General features: G+C 66.7%; 19 protein-coding genes. 9 read left to right on the top strand and 10 right to left on the bottom strand.

The window, feature by feature from the left end:
* Positions 1-25: 25 nt before the first annotated feature.
* Positions 26-1,486: a MocR-like transcription factor YczR gene (gene yczR, locus E3T47_RS13300; protein WP_134556507.1), complete on the bottom strand. Its 1,461-nt coding sequence runs from the start codon at positions 1,484-1,486 to the stop codon at positions 26-28.
* Between the two features lie 63 nt (positions 1,487-1,549).
* On the opposite strand from yczR, the gene yczE reads away from it, so the two are divergent.
* Positions 1,550-2,164, top strand: coding sequence for a membrane protein YczE (gene yczE / locus E3T47_RS13295; RefSeq protein ID WP_134556506.1), 615 nt, complete (start codon positions 1,550-1,552; stop codon positions 2,162-2,164).
* A gap of 119 nt (positions 2,165-2,283) precedes the next feature.
* Here yczE and E3T47_RS13290 read toward each other — a convergent pair whose 3' ends face one another.
* A complete protein-coding gene (locus E3T47_RS13290) occupies positions 2,284-3,450 on the bottom strand; it encodes a M20/M25/M40 family metallo-hydrolase (RefSeq protein ID WP_134556505.1) in 1,167 nt (388 codons plus the stop codon).
* A 112-nt stretch (positions 3,451-3,562) separates the two neighbouring features.
* Between E3T47_RS13290 and E3T47_RS13285 the strand changes: the two genes are divergently transcribed.
* The 4 genes from E3T47_RS13285 (at position 3,563) to E3T47_RS13270 (ending at position 8,495) form a co-directional block, all read left to right on the top strand.
* On the top strand, positions 3,563-4,354 hold the full coding sequence (locus E3T47_RS13285) for a CPBP family intramembrane glutamic endopeptidase (RefSeq protein WP_134556504.1): 792 nt from the start codon (positions 3,563-3,565) through the stop codon (positions 4,352-4,354).
* A gap of 87 nt (positions 4,355-4,441) precedes the next feature.
* On the top strand, positions 4,442-5,305 hold the full coding sequence (locus E3T47_RS13280; RefSeq protein ID WP_134556503.1) for a DUF4097 family beta strand repeat-containing protein: 864 nt from the start codon (positions 4,442-4,444) through the stop codon (positions 5,303-5,305).
* On the top strand, positions 5,302-6,054 hold the full coding sequence (locus E3T47_RS16840; protein WP_134556502.1) for a PadR family transcriptional regulator: 753 nt from the start codon (positions 5,302-5,304) through the stop codon (positions 6,052-6,054). The genes E3T47_RS13280 and E3T47_RS16840 overlap by 4 nt, the downstream gene beginning before the upstream one ends.
* Positions 6,055-6,359: 305 nt before the next feature.
* Positions 6,360-8,495, top strand: coding sequence for an APC family permease (locus E3T47_RS13270; protein WP_241982265.1), 2,136 nt, complete (start codon positions 6,360-6,362; stop codon positions 8,493-8,495).
* A 21-nt stretch (positions 8,496-8,516) separates the two neighbouring features.
* Here E3T47_RS13270 and E3T47_RS13265 read toward each other — a convergent pair whose 3' ends face one another.
* Positions 8,517-9,602 (bottom strand): NAD(P)-binding domain-containing protein, encoded by a 1,086-nt coding sequence (locus E3T47_RS13265; protein ID WP_134556501.1) that lies wholly within the window; start codon positions 9,600-9,602, stop codon positions 8,517-8,519.
* Between the two features lie 152 nt (positions 9,603-9,754).
* Here E3T47_RS13265 and E3T47_RS13260 point away from each other — a divergent pair, with 152 nt between their 5' ends.
* Entirely contained in the window at positions 9,755-10,036 is a 282-nt protein-coding gene (locus E3T47_RS13260) for a DUF3073 domain-containing protein (protein ID WP_134556500.1), read from the top strand.
* Positions 10,037-10,128: 92 nt separating this feature from the next.
* Here the strand turns inward: E3T47_RS13260 and purM are convergent, their stop codons facing one another.
* The 3 genes from purM to E3T47_RS13245 are packed head-to-tail and all read right to left on the bottom strand — an operon-like array spanning position 10,129 to position 13,307.
* Positions 10,129-11,250 (bottom strand): phosphoribosylformylglycinamidine cyclo-ligase, encoded by a 1,122-nt coding sequence (gene purM, locus E3T47_RS13255; protein WP_134556499.1) that lies wholly within the window; start codon positions 11,248-11,250, stop codon positions 10,129-10,131.
* The gene (gene purF, locus E3T47_RS13250) at positions 11,247-12,836 is read right to left on the bottom strand and encodes an amidophosphoribosyltransferase (RefSeq protein WP_134556498.1); all 1,590 of its coding nucleotides are present in this window, start codon (positions 12,834-12,836) and stop codon (positions 11,247-11,249) included. The genes purM and purF overlap by 4 nt, the downstream gene beginning before the upstream one ends.
* A gap of 12 nt (positions 12,837-12,848) precedes the next feature.
* Entirely contained in the window at positions 12,849-13,307 is a 459-nt protein-coding gene (locus tag E3T47_RS13245; RefSeq protein WP_134556497.1) for an MFS transporter, read from the bottom strand.
* A 38-nt stretch (positions 13,308-13,345) separates the two neighbouring features.
* Between E3T47_RS13245 and E3T47_RS13240 the strand changes: the two genes are divergently transcribed.
* Positions 13,346-14,263, top strand: a complete 918-nt coding sequence (locus E3T47_RS13240) for a ribokinase (protein WP_134556496.1) — start codon at positions 13,346-13,348, stop codon at positions 14,261-14,263.
* Between the two features lie 6 nt (positions 14,264-14,269).
* Here E3T47_RS13240 and E3T47_RS13235 read toward each other — a convergent pair whose 3' ends face one another.
* From E3T47_RS13235 to E3T47_RS13230, 3 genes are all read right to left on the bottom strand, one after another.
* Positions 14,270-16,849 (bottom strand): metallophosphoesterase, encoded by a 2,580-nt coding sequence (locus tag E3T47_RS13235; protein WP_134556495.1) that lies wholly within the window; start codon positions 16,847-16,849, stop codon positions 14,270-14,272.
* 68 nt (positions 16,850-16,917) lie between these two features.
* The gene (locus tag E3T47_RS15980) at positions 16,918-17,085 is read right to left on the bottom strand and encodes a hypothetical protein (RefSeq protein WP_166805720.1); all 168 of its coding nucleotides are present in this window, start codon (positions 17,083-17,085) and stop codon (positions 16,918-16,920) included.
* Between the two features lie 200 nt (positions 17,086-17,285).
* Positions 17,286-17,663: a sterol carrier family protein gene (locus E3T47_RS13230; protein WP_134556494.1), complete on the bottom strand. Its 378-nt coding sequence runs from the start codon at positions 17,661-17,663 to the stop codon at positions 17,286-17,288.
* A gap of 52 nt (positions 17,664-17,715) precedes the next feature.
* Between E3T47_RS13230 and purD the strand changes: the two genes are divergently transcribed.
* Positions 17,716-19,923 carry a phosphoribosylamine--glycine ligase gene (gene purD / locus E3T47_RS13225; RefSeq protein ID WP_134556493.1) on the top strand — a complete coding sequence of 736 codons (2,208 nt, stop codon included), beginning with the start codon at positions 17,716-17,718 and terminating at the stop codon, positions 19,921-19,923.
* Positions 19,924-20,034: 111 nt separating this feature from the next.
* Complete coding sequence (locus tag E3T47_RS13220; protein WP_134556550.1) at positions 20,035-20,910, top strand: VOC family protein; 876 nt, start codon at positions 20,035-20,037, stop codon at positions 20,908-20,910.
* Between the two features lie 64 nt (positions 20,911-20,974).
* Here the strand turns inward: E3T47_RS13220 and E3T47_RS13215 are convergent, their stop codons facing one another.
* A complete protein-coding gene (locus E3T47_RS13215; RefSeq protein ID WP_134556492.1) occupies positions 20,975-21,706 on the bottom strand; it encodes a TetR/AcrR family transcriptional regulator in 732 nt (243 codons plus the stop codon).
* Positions 21,707-21,768: the final 62 nt, after the last annotated feature.

Genomic DNA, 21,768 nt, shown 5'->3' with positions numbered 1-21,768 from the left:
ACCGCCCGGCCAGGGGCCGGGTGGGTCAGACCACTTCGGCCAGGTAGCCGGTATCGACAAACGGATGCCGCAGCAGCGACCCCCAGGCGGCGTCCAGAGCGTCGACGGCTCGGTTGGTGTCGTCGACGGAGTGCGAAAACGGCAGTCGCAGGAACCGCTCGAAGGCGCCGTCGATGCCGAAGCGTGGACCAGCCGGCACGAGCAGGCCGTGGCTGCGCGCGGCGAGCGCGAGTTGCGAGCTCACCGGAGCGCCGAGGTTGACCCAGGTGGTGATTCCACCGTCGACATGCGGCACCTGCCAATCCGGGAAAGTGTCGGCGAGTCGGCGCTCCAAATGGTCGCGTCCAACGCGCAATAGCTCCCGGCGCCCGTTCAGGACGCTGGGCATCTCGGCGAGCAGCCGCGTCACGATGAGCTGTTCGAGAATGGGCGTGCCAAGGTCGTTGGCACAGCGGGCGGCCACGAGTTTGTGAATGAGCGCCGGCTCGGTCCGGATCCAGCCGATGCGGATGCCGCCCCACACGGTCTTGCCCACCGAACCTACACTGACGACACGCGGAGCGGACCGGGCGTCGGCGCAGGCCGCGAACGGCGGGAACTCGCCTTCCCGGTCGATAGCGAGCTCGGCGATGGTCTCGTCGATGACGAGTGTCGTGCACGAGTCCGCGGCGGCGGCGGCCACCCGCGCACGCTGCTCGGCCGGCATGCTCTGACCGGTGGGATTGTGAAAATCGGGCATGAGGTAGCCGACCACGGGGCTGCTGCGCTGCAGCGTCTGCAGCAGGGTGGTCTCGTCCCAGCCGCGGACAGCCGGGTCCTCGTCCGGCCCGCCCGCCGACACGTTCACGGCTACGAGACGGCCACCGGCCGCGCGCAGCGCCTCGGCTGCGTGCGGGTAGGTGGGTGTCTCGATCACGACGCGGTCCCCCCGCCCGACGAGCACGCGGGCCAGCAGGGCGATGGCGTGCTGGGCGCCGAGCGTCACCATGATCTGCTCGGGCGCGGTCGGCAGCCCGCGAACGGTGTAGCGGTCAGCGATGGCCGCCCGCAGTTCGGGAATACCCACCGGGTCGAAACCGGCGTCGCCGAGGTGCCGCGGCAGCTCGGCGACGGCGTGCGCCGCTGCATCCGCCAGCCCGGGCAGTGCCGGCATCGTAGCCTTGCTGAAATCCAGGATGCCGTCGGCCGCGCCCGTGGAGGCCGCAACCGTCGCCCCCGGCAACCGAACGACGCTGCCCGACCCGCGCACGCTGCGCAGGTAGCCCGCGTCGCGCAGCTGGCGATAGGCCGCTGTGACGGTGGTGCGGCTCACGCCGAGGCGCAGGCTCAAATCGCGTTCGGCCGGCAGGCGGCTGTCGGTGGGGATCCGTCCGTCGAGGGTCAGCAAGCGGATGCGATCACTCAAGGCAAGATAAGCGCTCGCTCCCCCGCGCCACTGTCCCAACAGTGTGTCCAGTGCTCGCGCACTGACATGATTGTCGCTCATGAGGCCACCCTAGTCAGATTGGCTACTTGATAACAGGCCAGTTATGCAATTGGATGGGCAACTATGACCCGTCGAATCACGCAACTGCTTATTGGCCTCTTCCTCTACGGCATCGGCATTGCCCTGATTGTTCGCGGCGGCATTGGCGTAGCCCCCTGGGACGTGCTGACCCAGGGCATCGACAACCACACGCACCTGGGCTTCGGGCTGATCACGATTCTGCTGAGCGGGGTCGTGCTGCTGCTGTGGATCCCCATCCGGCAGAAGCCCGGTGCTGGCACGCTGCTGAACGCGTTGCTCGTGGGCCCGTCAGCCGATGTTGGCCTGTGGCTCATTCCCGCTGATCTCGACCTGTGGGTGCGCATTCTGCTCTTCGCCGCAGGGCTGCTGCTGATTGCGGTCGCCACCGGCCTCTACATCGGGTCGCACTTCGGGCCCGGCCCCCGCGACGGCCTGATGACCGGCCTGCATAAGCGCACCGGCTGGAAGATCTGGATCGTGCGTACGGGCATCGAAGTCACCGTGCTCGGCATCGGCTGGGCCCTCGGCGGCAACGTGGGAATCGGCACAGTGCTGTTCGCCGTGCTGATCGGGCCGCTCTGCCAACGCACCATCCCGTTCTTCGCGATCAAACGCCGGGTCCAGGCGGCCGATCCCGCCCTCGCCACGACCGTCTGAGGAGCCGCTCAAGCGTGGGCTCAGGGTTGCGGTCGGCGGAACAACATCGCGTCGCACACACACTCCGCCCCCTCAAGGTCACGCCGGAGCGTGACACCCTGGGCGGGGCTGGGAACGGATCAGCCGGCTGTAGGTCCGCAGAACTCGGTGATGGTGCCCTCGAGGATGTCGGCAAGGGCCCGCACCGACTGGGCGTCTGCCCACTCGGTATCGGCGTGCAGGCCCTCACCGTCGGCGCCGAACACGACGCAGGGGATGCCGGCTTCGAGAATCAGACCGGCGTCGGTCCAGAACGGTTCGCCGCGGGTGGCCGCCGGGCGGCCGAGCACTCGTTCGGCATGGCCGGACAGCGCACGCACGATCGGCCAGTCCGGCTCGGCCTCAAAAGCCGCGCGCGCCACCAGCCGGGACAGCGTGAACTGAAATTGCGGCACGGTGCGCGCCAGCTCGGTGAACAGCGCGCGCAGTTCGGCCTCGACGCTGTCGGGTGACTGGCCTGGCAGCATCCGTCGTTCGAGGGTGAGCACGCACCGCGCGGCGACAGTGGCCGCATCGTCGCCGCCGCTAATCTGTGACACCCGCACAGCGCCGTGGCCGAGCGAGGCATGCGCCGGGGCGGCGTTCAGCTGCTGCCGCAGCCCGTCGAGGGCGCGCAGGGCGAGGCCAGCGTGCCAGATGGCGTCGACGCCGAGCTCGGGCTGCGAGCCGTGCGCAGCCAGACCGGTCAGCTCGAGCTCGAACCAGGCGAAGCCGCGGTGGGCGGTGGTGAGTTCGAGGCTGCTCGGCTCGACCACGAGGGCGGCGTCGGCGTGAAAACCGCGCAGCACCTCTTCGGTGCCAATGCTGCCGAATTCTTCATCGGCCACGAGGGTCACGATGACATCGCCGGCTAACCCACCAGCGGATGCCCGCGCCGCCGCCACCAGAATGGCCGCGACCCCGCTCTTGGTGTCGAGGGCCCCGCGCCCGTACACCCGCCCGTCCCGGAGTTCGCCACTGAAGGGATCGCCCACATAAGTGGCGACACCAACCGTGTCGAGGTGGGCATTGAGCATGAGGGAGCGGCCCGCCCCGGCGCCTCGCTTCACGCCGACCACCGACGGCCGCCCGGGAGTCTGCTCGAGCACGGTGACATCGAACCCATGATCTCGCAGCCAATCACCGCACCACGAAGCAATCCGAACCTCACCCGCAGCCCCGGGCACGAGGTCGGGGTTGACCGAATCGATGCGCACGAGCTGCTGCAAAATAACGACGGGGTCGCTCTCAGGGGGTAGACGAGTCATCCCTAGAATCTAGGCCCTCCAACGAAAGCGGGAAAATCGCTGCTTCCGGGGTGCTCACGCAACACTTTTCCCGCTCTCCCGAAACTGGGGAGTGACCTCGGTAGGGTGCAGCATGGGTACATCACGGTGGGGGCTCATTCCGGCGGCGCTGGTGAGCGCATCCGCTGTGCTGCTCTTTGCGCTGCGGATGCCGCTGGCCGGCTACGTCGTGCTCGCCGCCGCGCTCGTGCTCGCATTTGTGATCGACCGGGCGCTGTTTCGCGATCTGTTGCTCATTGCAGTGGGCCTCGTGATCATCAGCACGATCTCGGTCGAGGCGAACATCAGCTACCCGAACATCGCACTCATGGGCACGGTACTAAGCCTCTCAGTACTCGTGCCGTACCTGCTGTCGCGCTACTACTTCAAGGACCACACGATTCGGTTTCCCATTCGCACCGGGCAGCGCTGGACCAGGCTCGAACGCGCTTACCTGCCGCTCGTGGTACTGCTCGGGTACCTGATTCTGCCGAGCTATTTTATCGGAAGCGGCGCATACCAGAACTGGCCGGCGGTGACCGCGCCCGATGAGATCGCCCGGCTGTTCGTGGGCGTCGGTTTCGTCGGCATCTGGGACGAATTGTTCTTCATCTGCATCGCTTTCGCGCTGCTCCGGCGGCATTTTTGCGACTGGCAGGCCAATATTCTGCAAGCCGTGATCTTCTCGTCGTTTTTGTGGGAGCTCGGCTACCGGAGTTGGGGGCCCTTGCTGACGGTGCCGTTCGCGCTGCTGCAGGGCTACACCTTCGCCCGCACGCGGTCGCTGACCTATGTGGTTTGCGTGCACCTGCTCTTCGATGTCGTGGTGTTCGCCGTGCTCGTACACGCCCACAACCGCCAGTGGCTCGACATCTTTTTGTACTGAGTCTCTTGCACCTTGCAAAGACGCGATATATCGTGTCTTTCAGAACACGCGATATAGCGCGAGTCAATTTTCTGAAAGGACAACTCAGTGTCACTGGAAAAATGGCTGGTCGCCCCCGGGCAGACCAAGATTATCGATGTCGAACTGGTGCGCAAGCTCAAAGTCGGCCTAATCGGCGGCACGGTCGACATCATCGGCCACGACGAGCCCGGCGTTCGCATTGAAGTGCGCGGCGTGACCGGCAAAGACCTGAAGATCTCGATGGACGGCGACCGCCTCGAGATCGACCACCCGCAGTTGCGTTGGGACAACTTCATCGAGGTGTTCGCCTCGTTCCGCGGCACCGCGCGCGCCGAGGTGAGCGTGTCTGTCCCCCGCGATGTCGCGCTGCGCTTCGGCGTCGTCTCGGCCGATGCCCTGGTCTCGGGCCTCCGCAATGACGCCAAACTCAGCACAGTCTCCGGCGATCTCATCATCGACGACGTAGAGGGCGACCTCGAACTCAACGCGGTGAATGGTGAAATCTCGGTGCGCAACCACGTAGGAACGCTCTCCGTGCACACCGTGTCGGGCGATATCACGGCGAGCGGCAGCATCCGTCGATTCACGCTCGACGGGGTCTCGAGCAACGTGTTCCTCGACCTGGTCGGCAACCCGGACCAGATCGTCACGAATTCGGTCAGCGGCAACCTCACCGTGCGGCTCGAACCCGGGGTCGCGGCGCGATACCACCTGAACACCCTCTCCGGCACGCTCCAGCTCGACGACCAGACCGTGCGCACCGCGTTCGGCAAGGGTTATGACGGCTCCACGGGCGCCCTCGACGGCAGCTGGCTCGACGTGCGTTCCAACTCGGTGTCTGGTGACATCTCGGTCGTACGCAGCGAACCTACGAGTCAAGCGGATGCCGCTGCGCCCGCTTCTGCAGATACCCGCGAGGACTCAGCATGAGCGCCATGTTCGCCCATGGCAGCCTGCGCCTGTACCTGTTGAGCCTGCTCACCGAGCGGCCCCGGCACGGCTACGAGTTGATCCAGGCCCTCAGCGACCGGTTCGGCGGCACCTACAGCCCGAGCGCCGGCACGATCTACCCGCGACTGGCCAAGCTCGAAGAAGAGGGCCTCGTCACCAAGCAGGCGGAGGGCCGCAAAACCGTCTACCAGATCACCGAGGCTGGCCGCGCCGAACTGCTCGCCCGCGACGGCGAACTCGGCGCGATCGAAGACGAAGTGACCGATTCGGTGCGCAGGCTCGCCGACCAGGTGCGTTCCGGTGTCAATTCCGCGATGAAGACCCTGCGGGCCGACCTCGCCTCAGCCGCCCGCCAGGCCCGCGATGCCGCCTCGCCCGAACCGCGCGGCTACGACGGCACCCCCGACTCCTGGGATCCGACGGGCGCGTCAACCCGGGGGCGCCCGACGCCGCCCGAGCAGCCGCCCATGGCGCCTGCAAATACCGACGCATCCCCCGAGGCCGCCGCGACCGACGCCACCTCGAGCGGTGACCCTTCGACCCCGCGCCACGACTCCACGCGGTCCCTGCGCGAAGCCGACATGGTGCTCAACGAATTTCGGCAGCAGCTTCGCACGGACCTGCGCACCCAGGCCTACCGTTCGATCATGCCGCCCGACACCGTTTCGTCGCTCCGCCGGCAGCTCGCCGAAGTGCGCGCGAACATCCTCGCCACCCTGCACCCGTAGGCACCGCCTACTCGAGACCGCCAGCGCCAGTCGATGGCGGCCTCGACGGGCTTGACCGGCTGCAGGTGGCATTCCGCAGACACGTTACGCCAGTCCGTTCACGCGAGCCGACCTGCACGTCGCCGCGGCGGCGGGTTGTTCGCGGAGTCGCGAGTTTTGAAGGTTTTCGCGTGTCTCCGCACGCTTCTCGCGGGGGTACTCGAAAACCCTCAGTGTTAGAGCGAAGAGCGGATGAGATGCCGTCGCGGCCCACAGCCATCCGCTTCAAACAACAGCCCAATTTGACAGGGGCCACCGAGGGTGTAATGTCGTCCCTCGTGACACCCGAGGCGAACGCCCCAGTACCGGAAAGTCGTTCACCCAAGCGGTGGATCATCGGCGATCCGCTCCCCACCGAGCATTTGGACGGCCAGCTGCTGCCCAAGCACCTCGCTCTACCCATCTTCGCGAGCGACCCACTCTCCAGCGTCGCGTATGCACCGCAAGAGCTCCTCATGATTCTCACCCTCGGCGGGCTCGCGTTTCTGAGCTTCGCGCCGGGGGTGGCCGCGGTTGTCGTCGTGCTACTCGTCGTCGTGGTCGCGTCCTACCGCCAGCTGATTAAGGCCTACCCCTCGGGCGGCGGTGACTACGAGGTCGCGCACAAGAACCTGGGTGAGAAGGCCGGTCTGGTCGTCGCATCCGCTTTGCTGGTGGACTACGTGATGACCGTGGTCGTGTCGGTCGCCAGCGGTGTCGACAACATCATCTCGGCGATCCCGGCGCTGGCTCCGCTGCGGGTCGAGCTCGCTGTCGTGTTCATCATCTTGCTCGCGGCAGCCAATCTGCGCGGCGTTCGGGAGTCGAGCAAGGCCTTCGCCGTCCCGACCTACCTGTTCATCGGCAGTGTGCTGTTGATGATCATCGTCGGACTCGTTCGGGCTCTCCTCGGCGATGCCCCTGTGGCGGAGTCCGCCGGATACACCGTTCAAGGCGAGAACCTGGCTCAGGCCGCGTTCATCTTGCTGCTTCTGCGCTCTTTCGCGAGCGGATGCTCCGCCCTCACCGGCGTAGAAGCCATCGCCAACGGCGTGCCCGCCTTCAAACACCCCAAGGTCAAGAACGCCCAACGCACCCTCACCCTCATGGGCGGCATCGCCATCGTGCTGTTCGTCGGACTGACCGCACTCGCGCTCATCTCCCAGGTGCACTACGCAGAGCGCGCCTGCGACCTGATCGGTTGGGCCGAGTGCGCCACGGCCCCGCAGCGCAGCCTGATCGCGCAGGTAGCCGCCGCGACGTTCGGCGACTTCTCAATCATGTTCTTCGTACTGCAGGCGGCCACCGCTGCCGTGCTGCTGCTCGCCGCGAACACGGCTTTCAACGGTTTCCCGCTTCTGGGCTCCGTTCTCGCCCGGGACTCCTACGCGCCGAAGTCGCTGAGTACCCGCGGCGACCGGCTGATCTACTCAAACGGTGTTGTTCTACTCGCCCTGGCTGCGGTGGCGATCATGGTCGTCTACCAGGCCAACCTCACCGTGCTGATTCAGCTCTACATCATCGGTGTGTTCGTATCGTTCACCCTGGGCCAGACCGGCATGGTGCGGCACTGGCTGAAATTGCTGAAGAAGAACCCGCCGAACCGAGGATCGATCATTCTCAGCCTGTCGATCAACGGCTTCGGAGCCGCACTGACAGGAGTGGTGCTCATCGTCGTGACCGTCACGAAGTTCACCCACGGTGCCTGGCTGGTTTTCGTGATGATGCCGATTCTGTTCTTCCTCATGATGGGGGTCAACCGGTACTACCGCGACGTCGCGAAGGAGATCGAGGTCGACCCGGTCACGACTTTCGGTTCGCAGGGCGACCATGCGATCGTGCTGGTCGGCAAGATGCAGAAGCCCGTCCTGAAGGCGCTCGACTACGCCATCGCCGCCCGGCACGTGAGCCTCGAAGCCGTGCACGTGTCAATCGACACTCTCGAGACCAAGGAACTCAAACGCGCCTGGGTCAAGCAAAACATTCAGGTACCGCTGCGCATCGTCGCATCGCCCTACCGCGACATCAGCTGGCCGCTGATCAATTACATTCGCGGACGCCGGGACGATCACGGTTCCGAGGTCATCACCGTTTACACCCCCATCTATATCGTCGGTCACTGGTGGGAAGGCCTGCTGCACAACCACAAGGCCCGGCGGCTGCGCCAGAAGCTCATGCTCGTGCACGGCGTCACGATTGCGCTCGTGCCGTGGCTGCTCGACTCCTCGGAGCTCATCTACGGCCGACGGTCGCGCCCGATTCCCGGCCAGGACCGTCGCGGCGAGCCCGTACGCTCGCGTCCCGTCTCGCGCCGGCCGCTCGCGCCGCCGAGCGGAACCATCGAGAATCCGACCAAGTCGAGCCCCGTGGCCGTTCCCGCGCAGTCCCGGCCAACGGCATCCCGTCGGCGCAAGCGCAAATAACGGCAGGCATCCGTTCGGGAGCTATAGTTGGGCCACAATCTGCCGGGCAATGATTCGCCCGGCACGGTTGGCGCCGACCGTGCTCGCCTGCGGGCCGTACCCGGCAAAAAAGATGCGCGGGTCGGTGAAGGACGCGCCGGAGCCGACCGCGACACCGCCGGCCTTGTCCCGCAGTTTGAGCGGGGCCAGGTGCCGCAGTTCCGGCCGGAAACCGGATGCCCACACAATCGCGTCCGCCGCGGTGAAGGTTCCGTCGCTCCAGCGCACACCGGTCGGCTCGATGCTCGAAAACATGGGGCGCGCGACGAGCAGTCCCCGGTCGATGCCGGCCGCGATGCGGCGCGTGACGGGCACCCCGGTTCCGCTGACAATGCTGGGGAGGGCCTTGCCGGCTCGTGCTGCACGGTCCTGTGACATCACCGCCGCCACGGCCGTCACCTCCGCGAGCTCGTCGGTGTGACTGAAATCAATCGGTCGACGTGACACCCAGGTCAGGTCGCTCGCGACCCCGTCCAGCTCGAGCATGAAACCGATCGCCGATGTGCCTCCGCCGACCACAATCACCCGCTGACCGGCGAACGCTTCGCTGGAGACGTAGCTCGCCGTGTGCACTTGCGTTCCCGCGAAGGTATCCGCGCCGGGGTAGTGCGGCACGAAGGGCGCACCCCACGTGCCGGTCGCGTTGACGATCAGGCGCGCGTTGGTCTTCTGGTCTCCGTATACGGTCGATCTCGTGGCGACGACGAGGTTGGCCTGACTCGGAGCCACGCTCGTCACGGTCACCGGGCGCACCACGTTCAACTCGTAGTGGCGCTCATAATCGCGGTAATAGTCACCGACGACGTCGCGGGCCGGCAGGGCATGGTCGGCCGTATCGAAGCTCAGACCGAGTTCACTCATGCCGGGCAGATCGTTGACCCGGTGTGCCGACCCGAGGTGCAATGCCTGCCAGCGATGCTGCCACGCACCGCCGGTGCCGGGACCGCGGTCGAGAATGATGAAGTCACGCCCAGCCACAAGTTCAAACCGGCGCAAATAGTGACCGACCGATAGACCGGCCTGTCCGGCCCCGATGATGACGACGGGCACGCTGACACTGCCCGTCATGCCACCCCATTCCCACGGATTAGCCTTGCGAACGACGTCCGCGGGGCCCAAGGCCCACCATGCTAAACTAAACTCTAGTTTTTACTCATTCCGTTCGGCAAATCCCGAGGGTCTCGCGACTCGCTCGGCCTGGCATCGTAAGGGGGTCACGCATGGGGCGCGGCCGTCAAAAAGCAAAGCACACCAAGGTAGCTCGGGAGTTGAAGTATTTCAGCCCGGATACAAACTACAACGCGCTCGAACGCGAGCTCACCGGGCATCCGTCCGACCCGCGCCTCGACGAGGACCTCGCCAAGTGGCCGGAATACGAAGCGGACAAGGCCAAGCAGGCCGCCGCTGGGGCCACAGACTCCGATGACGATGACGATGATCCCGACGACGACGATCGCTACGTCGACCACTACGCGACCGAAGACGAACAGAAGCGCGCCTAACTGCTGGCCTCGCCGCATCCGCTTGCCGTAGCGAGTGGATGCGGTGTTCGCATACAGCGCCGCCAGCTCGTACTGACGGGTTCGTGCTGCCGCTAGTTCGCGTAGGCCCCCACGAGGCGCACAGCGCCGCCGTTGACGCCCTTAGCGCCCTGCTCGAACCCGGTCAGGTCGTGCGCGGCGCGTGAAACGCGCCCGGTGACCCAAGCGGGAATTCCGCTCGTCGCGAGGCGGGCGATGACCGACGAGGCGGATGCCGCATCCACGACCGCGAACATGCCCACACCGAGGTTCCAGGTTCCCTCCGCGCTTTCCAGCGTGGAGCCGGCCATGTCGCCGAGCACCCGGAACACGGGGGCGGGTGACCAGGTGGACCGGTCGACCTCGACCCACGAACCGACGGGCAGCACGCGGGCGAGGTTCGCCGCGATGCCGCCGCCGGTGACATGACTGAGGGAGTGGATGGCGCCGGACAGCTCGGGGTCGCCGAGCACGTCGAGCAGCGGGCCGGTATAGAGGCGGGTCGGTTCGAGCAGTACCTCGCCGACCATGCCGCCCAGTTCGGCCGACGTGTCGGTGTAGCCGATGCCGCGCTGCGCCAGGATGTGGCGCACGAGCGAATAGCCGTTGGAGTGCAGGCCGCTCGAGGCCATTGCGATGACGACGTCGCCGGAGACCACCTTGTCGGCGCCGAGCACCTGGTCGGCTTCGACCACACCGGTGGCCGCGCCGGCCACGTCATAGTCGTCGGCACCGAGCAGGCCGGGATGTTCGGCCGTTTCGCCGCCGACGAGGGCGGTTCCGGTCTCGGAGCAGGCGCGGGCGATGCCGGCCACGATCGAGGCGATGCGTTCGGGCACGACCTTGCCGCAGGCGATGTAGTCGGTCATGAATAACGGGCGGGCGCCGACGACGATGATGTCGTCGACAACCATGCCAACGAGGTCCTGCCCGATCGTGTCGTGCTTGTCGATGGCCTGCGCGATGGCGACTTTGGTGCCAACGCCATCCGTCGACGTGGCCAGCAGGGGCTGGCGAAACCTGGTGAGGAACGACACGTCGAACAAACCGGCGAAGCCGCCGACACCGCCCCAGACCTCGGGGCCGTGCGTCTTCGAGACGGCCGACTTCATGAGCTCAACCGCGAGGTCGCCAGCCCGAGTGTCGACTCCGGCCGCTGCATAGCTCGCGTTGGTCGAAGGGCTGGAGTTGCTCATTCTGGTCTTCCCGGGTCGCCGAACGGCACCTGGCCCAGGCGGGCGAGGGCTTCTTCCTTGCGTGCGGCGGGCGCCAACACGGCTTCAAGGTCGGAATCCGGGCCGGGGTCGCAGCCGTTCGATACCGCCGGTCGCTCGAGCAGGTTCTTGCCGAGGTGCTGCGATTCCGGCAGCGCGATCGGGTAGACACCGGTGAAACAGGCGGTGCACAGGCGCTCGCGCGGCTGCTCGGTGGCTTCGATCATGCCGTCTTCGGAGAGGTAGCCGAGGCTGTCGGCACCGATCGACTGGCGCACCTCGTCGATCTCGAGGCCGGTCGCGACGAGTTCGGCGCGGCTGGCGAAGTCGATACCGTAGAAACACGGCCAGGTGATCGGCGGGCTCGAGATGCGCACGTGCACCTCGGCGGCACCGGCCTCACGCAGCATGCTCACGAGGGCCCGCTGCGTGTTGCCGCGCACGATCGAGTCGTCGACGACGATGAGCCGTTTGCCCTTGATGACGTTCTTGAGCGGGTTCAGCTTCAAGCGGATGCCGCGCTGCCGGATGGTCTGCGACGGCGCGATGAAGGTACGCCCGACGTACGAGTTCTTGACCAGGCCCTGACCGAACGGGATGCCCGATGCCTGCGCGTAGCCGATGGCGGCTGGGGTGCCGGATTCAGGGGTGGGGATGACGAGGTCGGCCTCGACCGGGTGCTCGGCGGCGAGCCGGCGGCCCATCTCAACCCGGGCCTCGTGCACGCCGCGACCCGCGATGGTGGTGTCGGGGCGGGCGAGGTAGACGTATTCGAAGACACAGCCCTTGGGCTCGGCCTTCGCGAAGCGCTGTGTTCGCAGCCCGTTCTCGTCGATGGTGATGAGTTCGCCAGGTTCGACCTCGCGCACGAAGCTGGCACCGACGATGTCAAGAGCGGCGGTCTCGGAGGCGACGACCCAGCCGCGTTCGAGTCGGCCGAGCACGAGCGGCCGCACACCCTGGGGATCGCGGGCCGCGTACAGGGTGGTTTCGTCCATGAAGACGAGGCAATATGCGCCGCGGAGGCGCGGCAGCACCTCGAGCGCGGTGGCTTCGAGGGTGTGGTCGAGGTCGCCGGTGAGCAGGGCGGTAATCACGGCGGTGTCGGTGGTGTTGCCGCGCGCGAGTTCACCGTCAACCTGCGGGTAGCGTTCGTGCACGAGTCGCAGCAACTCGGCGGTGTTGGTGAGGTTGCCGTTGTGGCCGAGGGCCACCGTTCCGCTCGACGTGCGGCCGAGGGTCGGCTGGGCGTTCTGCCAGCTCGACGATCCCGTTGTGGAATACCGGGTGTGCCCGACGGCAATATGCCCGAGCAGGGTGCTGAGCGAGGCCTCATTAAAGACTTGGGAGACAAGCCCCATATCTTTGTAGATGAGGATCTTGCTGCCGTCGCTCGTAGCGATCCCGGCCGATTCCTGGCCGCGATGCTGCAGGGCGTAGAGGCCGAAATAGCTGAGTTTGGCTACCTCTTCGCCGGGAGCCCAGACGCCGAAGACCCCACAAGCGTCTTGTGGGCCCTTCTCGTTGGGTAGAAGATCGTGATTTAACAGTCCGTCGCCACCGGGCAAGCCGCAGCCTCTTTACTTCTCGTTGAACGCTTGAAAATCATCGTTGGGGGTGCCGGATCCAGGCTCAGCGCTACGCAGTTCGTTGGCACGATACTCGTTGGTACTGCGTTCGTTCGTACTGAGTTCGTTCGCCCCCAGTCTACCGGCGACGACCGACACGTGCGATCGACCGACAATGCGGTCAATGATGAGGGCCACGACCGCGCCGAGGGTCGTGCCGACGGCGAGACCGCCGAGCAGCAGGAAGCCGAAAATCTGCACCCGGCCGTACTCGTCGCTCTCCGGAAAACTGATCGTGAGAATGAGGGCGACCAGCACGCCGACAATGGCGCCAAGCAGCATGAAGTTGCGGTACCGCGGCGCCCGATGCACGGTCACGGTCGTCTCCGCCAGGAGGGTCTCACTGGTGGTGTCGTTGTCGGTCGACGGGTCTTGGGGTTGCTCAGCCTGGGGCTGCTCAGAAGCACTCACGCATCTAGTGTCCCACGCGCGGATGCGAGACTGGCTCTATGAACACGATTGCGGTACTCGGAAGCGCCAACATGGATCTCGTCGTGCGTCAGGCGCGTCTGCCCCTGCCCGGTGAGACGATCTTCGGGGTCGGTTTCAGCACCATCCCGGGCGGCAAGGGCCTGAACCAGGCTGTCGCCGCGGCCCGACTTGGCGCGCCCGTCACGTTTCTGGGAGCGGTAGGAGCGGATGCGTACGGAAGCGAGCTGCGCGCGCTGCTGGCAAGCGAAGGCATCCGTTCTACCGAACTCGCCACAGCAGATGTTCCCACCGGCACCGCCCACATCTCCGTCCTGGACAGCGGCGAGAATTCGATCGTCGTGGTTTCGGGGGCAAACGCCACCGTCAGTACCCTGAGCGTTGAACAGCGCGCGGTGGTGGCCGATTCGACTTTTCTCGTGATGCAGTGCGAGCTGCCGACCCGGGTACTGGTCGAGGGAATCGAGCTCGCTCGCGCAGCCGGGGTGTTCACCGTGCTGACCCCCGCGCCGGTGGTGCCGCTGCCGAAAGGATTTCTCGCTTCGGTCGACCTCGTCGTGCCGAACCAGGGTGAAGCCGTTGAACTCACCGGCGAGAGCGACCCGGTGCGCGCGGCGGAGGCGCTCAGCGCCGGGGGCACCTGGGCGATCGTAACGCTGGGTTCGGAGGGGTCTGTCGTGGCCTTCGACGGCGAAGCCCTCGGGCTCGCCCCGGCCCGCCCGGTGACGGCCGTTGATACGACAGCGGCGGGCGATACCTTCGTCGGTGCTCTCGTGGCCCGTCTCGCGGTCGATTATCTGCGCGGCACCACCGTCACCCCCGATCAGATGATCGAGGCCGTACGCTACGCCACGGTGGCGTCGTCAATCGCGGTGACCCGGGCCGGGGCCACCACCTCGATGCCCACCCGAGCCGAGGTCGACGCGATACTGGACTAGCTCGCGTTAGGTTCGGGCGCGTACCACCCGAATGGTGACCGGGGCAACTGCCGCGATCGCCGTGGTCGTCAGGATGTCGACGGTGAAGGCATCCGTTCCGAGGGATTTCTGCACCTTTGTCATGCCGAAGGCCGCGTAGGGCACCGTGAATTCCTGGTGCACCAGGTCGAGGGTGGGATCGTCGGAGTTGTACACGTCGAGATAGGGCGAGTAGGTGCGCACGCTGATCTGCTCGACGGCATTGTCGAAGTGCAGCAGTCGCAGAAAGGACTGACCGCCCTCGGGCAGCCCCTGGTAGTCGAACAGCAGCTGGTAGACCGAGCGGTCGGGGGTGCCGTCACCGTTGTCGTCGAACTGGTCGATGCGCGTGAACGCGTCGTGGTAGTGGCCGGAGAAGACCATGGCCACATTGGCGTTGGGCGCGACAACCTCGTCGTAGATCTGCTGTGGAACCGCCCCCAGACCATCGGTGGTGAGCATGTACTCGTGCAGGTTGAGGATGGCCGTGCGTTCGGGATATTGGGCGAGCACCTCGTTGAGCCAGGCAATGCCCTCTTCGCTCGGCGCCCAGCCGAGGTAGAGCATGATGAAATCGATGCCGCCGGCCGTGGTCAGGTCGTAGTGGCCACGGTTGTCTTCGAAGCTGTCGCCGTACCAGGGGTTGACCTCAAAGCGTTCGGCCCCGAAGTTGGCCTTGTACGCGGCATAGTCGGCGTCTTTCTGGCCGACATCGTGGTTTCCGGCGAGCACACCGTAGGGCAGTTGGGCGTCGTCGAGCATTGCGTAGGCCGCGTTGGCGTTGGTCCACTGGTGTTCGTCTTCGAAGTTGTCGACGATGTCACCGGTGTGGATCAGGTACTGCAGGTTGATGGCGGCGCGCTGGTCGAGCAGGTAGTCGTGGATGTCGAGTTGGCGCTGGTAGAACGTGTCGTTGTAGTACTGCGTGTCGGATTCCACGGCGAGCGTGAAATCGTAGTCCGCCCGCGCGGTGTCGTTCACGTTGTTGACGGGCAGCACGCTCGACCGGTCGGAGAGATCGGCGCCGGCGAAGCCCTCGGAGTGTTGGATGAGCACGGTCATGACCTGGTTCTGCACGTGATCCAGCGCCGGCACCATGGCGTCGAGGGTGAACGCGGTTGCACCCTCGCCGATGGTCACGTGGCGGTCGAATTCTTCCCAGGCGCCGGTGGTGAGATTCTGCACGTAGAGCAGCACCTTGGCGTCGGCGTTCGCGGTGCCGTCCCAGCGCACCCGCGCGGTGAAATCGACACCGGCCTGCGTCGGAAGGTCAACCTCGAACAGTTGGTAAGGAAACTGCGAGTCGGAGGTGACCGGCTCAATCGTGCCGTCTAGCCGAGCCATCGCGGTGACCTGGTCTCCGGTAAGTAGTGTTTTGGCGGCGCGGTCGGCGCCTTTCGCGTTCGCGGTGGTGCCCGAGTAGCTCCGCACGCTGCTGGCCGCTGCGGATGCCGTGAATCCCTGCCGCAGGGTGACGTGCAGTTGGTCACCGGTCGGGTCGGTCGCCCGCGCCGTCAGGTCGACCGGTCCTTCCTCGACGGTGGCTCCGTCGAGCGGCGTGATCAGTTCGTTGCCGGGTTCCTCGACCGGGGTGGAGAAAACGGTACTGACCTTTTCGACGTTGCCGACGTTGTCCCGGGCGGCCAGCAGCAGGGTGTGCTCACCGTCGGCCAGCTCGATCGACGAGGTTGCATAGGGCAACTCGACGACCCGGCCGTCGAGGGTCGCGACGAGCGTGTCGAAGCCGGCGCCGGCATCCGTCGCACCACCCTCGATCATGAATTCGTCCTGGTAGAGCTGGCCGGCAACAACGGATGTTGTGACGACGGGAGCCGTGTTGTCGACCGTGACGGTGCGGGTCTTCGCGTCGACGCCGTTGCTCGCGAGCACGCTGTGCTGGCCGTCGGCGACCGCGGTGGTGTCCCAGGAATGGGCGACGGCCATATAGGCGTCCTCCGGGATGGTGAAGGTCGCGTCGTAGAAGTCGAGCTTGCCGGCGCTGTCGCCCATATTCAGCGCCAGGTCGGGGTCGGTGTAGCCGTCGGGCTTCAGGCTGCGCCCGTCGGGCAGTACCAGGCGGGGGTTGCGAATTTGAAAGTCATCGTTGTTCTCGTTCGGGTTGATCTTCGGAGCGACCTTGGAGCCGGCCCAGACGCTGACGACGAGGTCCTCGCCCTGAGTCACATAGGTCAGCGGCACCGGGGTCGCGATGGTCTCCCAGCCTTCGGGGATGCCGTCGTCGAAGATGCGCAGCACGTCGGTGCCGACCAGCACACCGTTCTGAAAGAAGGTGTTCACGGCGGTGACCTCGAACACGAACTGCGGGGCGAACTCCAGTTCGGGGTTTGTCGGCACGATCTGGTTTGCCGTCGCTTCCGGGGCGGGGTCGCCGGGGGTCGGAAGACCGAGCGACTGCACCAACTCCTGCAACAGCGCTGTGCTCGCTGCGGGAGCGCCGAAGTGCGCGCTCTTGTCGGCGGAGATGGAGCCGGCCGGGTAGACCGCCCAGCTGATCGAGGCGTCAGCGCCGTCGACAATGCGGCTGCCGCGCCCGCCGCTGTTGGCCATGCCCGCCTGTCCGGTGACCCGCACCACCGCGTAGGCGTCGGTAGAACTGGTTTCGGCGGCGAAGTGCGCTACCCGACGTTGTCCGGGGCTATCTCGGTAACGATCAGCGGCGGCATCGAAACCTCGGTGGCTGCCGTGGCCGATAGCGCCGGGGCGATGGCACCCGCTCCGCCGATTAGCAGCACGAGGCCCAGCGCGGTCAAAGACGGACGGAAGGAACGAGAGAGAATGCGCACTGAGCAGGCCTGTGTTTCATTTGCGGTCCCGCTCAAGCTAGGAGCGCCACAGGACCGGTCTGTGACTTCCCGGTTACCGCATGGGGTTGCTCCGACACGCTTGCCTACTCGGAAGGGATTCATCGCTACGGAGATGAAAAAAGGGTTCTCGCAGGCACATTCCGCTGGAATTGCCCGATATCTCCGCAGTTCGGTCGACGCTAGGGCTGGGGCAGCACCGGAACGTGGCCGTTCAGGTCCGCGCGGGCCCCGGAGGCGTGGATGGCGCCGCTCGCGAGGCCATCCGCCCAGGGCAGGGCGCCGGTGGCGAGCGCGAGCCAGGTGGCGGCATCCGTTTCGATGACGTTCGGCGGCGTACCGCGGGTGTGACGCGGCCCGGCGACGCACTGCACGGCGCCGAACGGGGGCACGCGCACCTCAAGGGTGTTGCCCTCGGCCTGTTCGGCGAGCAGCTGCAGGGTGTAGCGCACCGCTTGCGCACGGATGTCGCGGCTCGCGGGAGTGCCGCCGGCGAGCGCGGCCAGGGCCGCCCGCACCGCAACCCGGCCGGCTGCGTCGTCGATGCGTGCTCGTGCCATGGTTCCAGTCTGCCCGATCGGCCGGGCCCGAGGCATCGGGTAGCCTGAAATGGTGAAAATTCTGGTCCTCGGTTCCGGTGCCCGCGAGCACGCCATCATCACCGCGCTGCTTCGTGAGCAGCCACGGCCGGGCATCGAGTGCGCCCCCGGCAACGCGGGAATCGCCGCCGAGGTGCCGGTCGTGGCGCTCGACCCAAACGACCCGGTCGCCGTAACCGACTACGCGCTGCTGCACAGCGTCGAACTCGTCGTAATCGGGCCAGAGGCCCCGCTCGTGGCCGGCGTCGCCGACGCCCTGCGCGCCCGCGGAATCGCCGTCTTCGGACCCGACCGGGCAGCCGCCGCACTCGAGGGCAGCAAAACCTTCGCCAAACGCATCATGGATGAGGCCGGTGTGCCCACGGGTCGTGCAGTGCGGGCCGGCACCCTCGCCGAGGCCGAAACGGCTCTCGACGATTTCGGCGCCCCCTACGTCGTCAAGGCCGACGGCCTCGCCGCCGGCAAGGGCGTGCTCGTCACCGCGGATCGCGACGCCGCGATCATTCACGCGACCTACTGGCTCGAACACGGCAGCGTGCTGATCGAAGAATTCCTCGACGGCCAGGAGATCTCGCTCTTTCTGCTCAGCGACGGCGAGCACGTGCTGCCGCTCTCCCCCGCCCAGGACTACAAGCGCGCCCTCGACCATGATGCCGGCCCCAACACCGGCGGCATGGGCGCGTACTCGCCATTGCCCTGGCTCGACACGGAGTTCGGCAGTGAGAACGCGTTCGTCGACGAGATCATCGAGACTGTCGCCCTGCCGACCGTGCGGCAGCTCGCCGCCGAGGGCACCCCGTTCGTCGGGCTGCTCTACTGCGGGCTCATATTAACGGATGCCGGAATTCGCGTCATCGAGTTCAACGCGCGCTTCGGAGATCCAGAGACGCAGGTCGTGCTGCCGCGCCTGGTCACGCCGTTGTCGGGACTGCTGCTTGCCGCCGCGACCGGCGCACTCGGCGCACTGCCGCGCCCGGTCTTTTCGCCCGCTGTCGCCGTCACCGTCGTTCTCGCGAGCGAGAACTACCCGGAAACCCCGCTCGTGGGCCGCGAAATAACCGGGCTCGACGCCGCACTGGCCGTGGACGGCATCACGATCGCCCACGCCGCGACGCGGGTCGAAGGCGGCACCCTCGTGTCGACCGGCGGCCGGGTGCTCAGCGTCGTCGCCGTCGGCGACTCCTTCGCCGAGGCCCGAGCCCGCGCCTACGACGCCCTCGGCCGGATCACCCTCACCGGCGCCCACTTTCGAACGGATATCGCCGCTCGCGTCGCCTCTGAGCACGAGTCCTCCGCATCCGTCGCCGCGCTCGACGGGTGGACGCCCGTCTACTCGGGCAAGGTGCGCGACCTCTATATCGAGACGCCGACCAGCGCATCAACGGATGCCCCATCCCTGCAGACCGCATCCCGCGTGCTCGTGGTCGCGAGCGACCGCGTTAGCGCGTTCGACCACGTGCTCGAGCCCGGGATCCCGGGAAAGGGCGAGCTGCTCACCACGCTGAGCCTGTGGTGGTTCGACCGGTTGACCGACGTTCCCAACCACCTTGTCGCCGACCACGAACTGGTCGGCAGCACCGTGCGCGAGGTCGTTCCCGCAAGCGTCGCCGGCCGGACTATGCTCTGCCGCACCCTGGACATGTACCCGATCGAGTGCGTGGTGCGCGGCTATCTCACCGGCAGCGGCTGGAAGGAATACCTCGAAACCCAGTCCGTCTGCGGCATCGCGTTGCCGGCCGGCCTGCAGAACGGCGACCGCCTGCCCGAACCCATCTACACCCCGGCCTGGAAGGCGCCGATGGGCCAGCACGACGAGAACATCTCGTTCGCGCGCACGGCCGAACTCGTCGGGCCGACCATCGCCGCCGAGCTGCGCGACCTTTCCCTGGCCCTGTTTGCCACCGCCGGGGCGATCGCCGAGCAGGCCGGCGTCATTCTCGCCGACACCAAGTTCGAGTTCGGCGCCGACCGGCACACCGGCGTGACCGTGCTCGCCGACGAGGTACTCACGAGCGACTCCAGCCGATACTGGGACGCCGAAGTCTGGCGCACCGGCACCACCCCGGAGACCCGCATGGCAAGCTTCGACAAGCAGATCGTGCGCAACTGGCTGTCCGCACACTGGGACGGTGCCGGCATACCGCCGGAACTGCCGACCGAGATCGTGGAACAGACCGCGGCCCGCTACCGCGAACTCCTCGAACGCCTCACCGGGGCCTGAAACTCAAACGAGGGAGCGGATGCCCGTTGATCACGGAATAGCCCAGGCGCAACCCGAGTTGTGCCTGCTGTGACACTGACCGCGAAGGACCTACTGGCCGCCGATACCGGAATGGGTGCTGTCACTCTGCGCGTGGGCAATCTCGACGCCATGATCGCCTACTACCGCGACATCGTGACCCTCGAGCTGCACAGCCACGACGGGCCGGTCGCCGTGCTCGGTCGCGGAAAGATCCCGCTCGTGATCCTGCAGCACGCGCCTGAGCTTGCGGCCGCCGAACCGCGCTCGGCCGGGCTGTACCACACCGCCATCCTGTTCGACACGCAGGCCGACCTCGCCGCCGCCGTGTATTCGATCGGCACGAAATCGCCCGGAACATTCACCGGCAGCGCCGATCACCTGGTCAGCCAGGCCTTCTATTTCACCGACCCGGAGGGCAACGGCATCGAGCTGTACTGGGACCGCGATCGCACCGCGTGGAGCTGGACCCACGGCCAGGTCGACATGGCTTCGCTCTACCTCGATCCGAACGCATTCATTTCTGAGCATATGTCGGCCGAACCGGGCGCGAAGCCGGGCCACGCCATCGTCGGCCACGTGCACCTCTCGGTCGGCGATGTCCCAAGCGCCCGCGAATTCTACGTGAACCGTCTTGGCTTCGAGGCGACCGCGAACTTCGGCCCCTCCGCCCTGTTCGTCTCGGCCGGCGGCTATCACCACCACATGGCCATGAACACCTGGGAGAGCTCGGGAAGCGGCAAGCGCCGCCTGGCCCTGGGCCTTGGCGAAATCAGCATCATCGTGCCGAGCACCGACGACGTGGGTGCCCTCAACGAGCGGATGTCACACTTCAAAGTCGATACCCGTCACGACGGGCAGACCCTCGCCTTTGACGACCCGTGGGCCAACCGCATCCGGGTGCGCTCGGCGGACAACACGCACACCGCGCCGGCAGCATCCGCTGTCGACGCCGTCGACGCGCCCTGACCCGCGCTGCACGGTCGCGACTTTCACAACGCAGCACCGACGGGCCTGTGCCACCCTCCAAGGCTCAACGGGCGGCGCGGGCCGCCCGGCGGGTGAGGCCGTGCACGGTGGCCTGGTAGTCCTTGACCTCGAGCGGGCGGCCGGGCAGTTTGGGCCGGGGCGCGTCAGCGGCCCGCAAGCCATCGAGCACGATCCAGAGCTGGCGACGCCACTGGCCGGCGTACCCGTCGCCGAGGCTGCCGAGCGACCCAATCATGGTAACGAGCACGGCGAGGTCCACCGCGTCGACGTCGCGGCGCAGCGTGCCGTCTTTCTTCGCCCGGGCCACGAGGTTCGCGATGAAACCATCGAACTCCGCCGCGGGCCGGGCCGACGGGTCCAGCTGGTCCATGCGGCGCAGGATCGGCGGCAGCGACGGGTCAGCGACGAGCCATTCGGCGACCCGTTCGGTGTATACGACGAGCGCGTCCCATGGGGTGGGCGCGGCCTCGATCTCACCGCGCACGGCGTACAGCTGCGCGAGCGCGAGGTCGTAGAGCGCGCGCACGAGGTCGTCCCGGGTGGGAAAGTTTCGATACAGCGTGGCCACGCCAACCTCGGCCTGGCGCGCGATCGCCTCGAATGAGGCATCGACGCCGTGCTGCGCGAGCAGCGTGCGAGCGCTGACGATAAGGCGGTCCCGGTTGAGCCGGGCGTCGCGGCGGCGGGGCGGCACCGATGCGGACCTTTCGGGTACGCTCTGGGGCACAGTCGGAGTCGGCACGCCATCCTGGGGCTTTCGGGTCGGCGGGGTCATAGGTTCCAGTCTAGAACTTTGACCTGTCTGGTTCGCTCCGGTGTTGCGCCGGCAGCAGCAAC

The organism is Cryobacterium ruanii (genome assembly GCF_004404055.1).
GTDB lineage: Bacteria > Actinomycetota > Actinomycetes > Actinomycetales > Microbacteriaceae > Cryobacterium > Cryobacterium ruanii.
The sequence above is the reverse complement of the archived record's forward strand: the minus strand, read 5'-3'. Positions and strand labels throughout refer to the sequence as shown.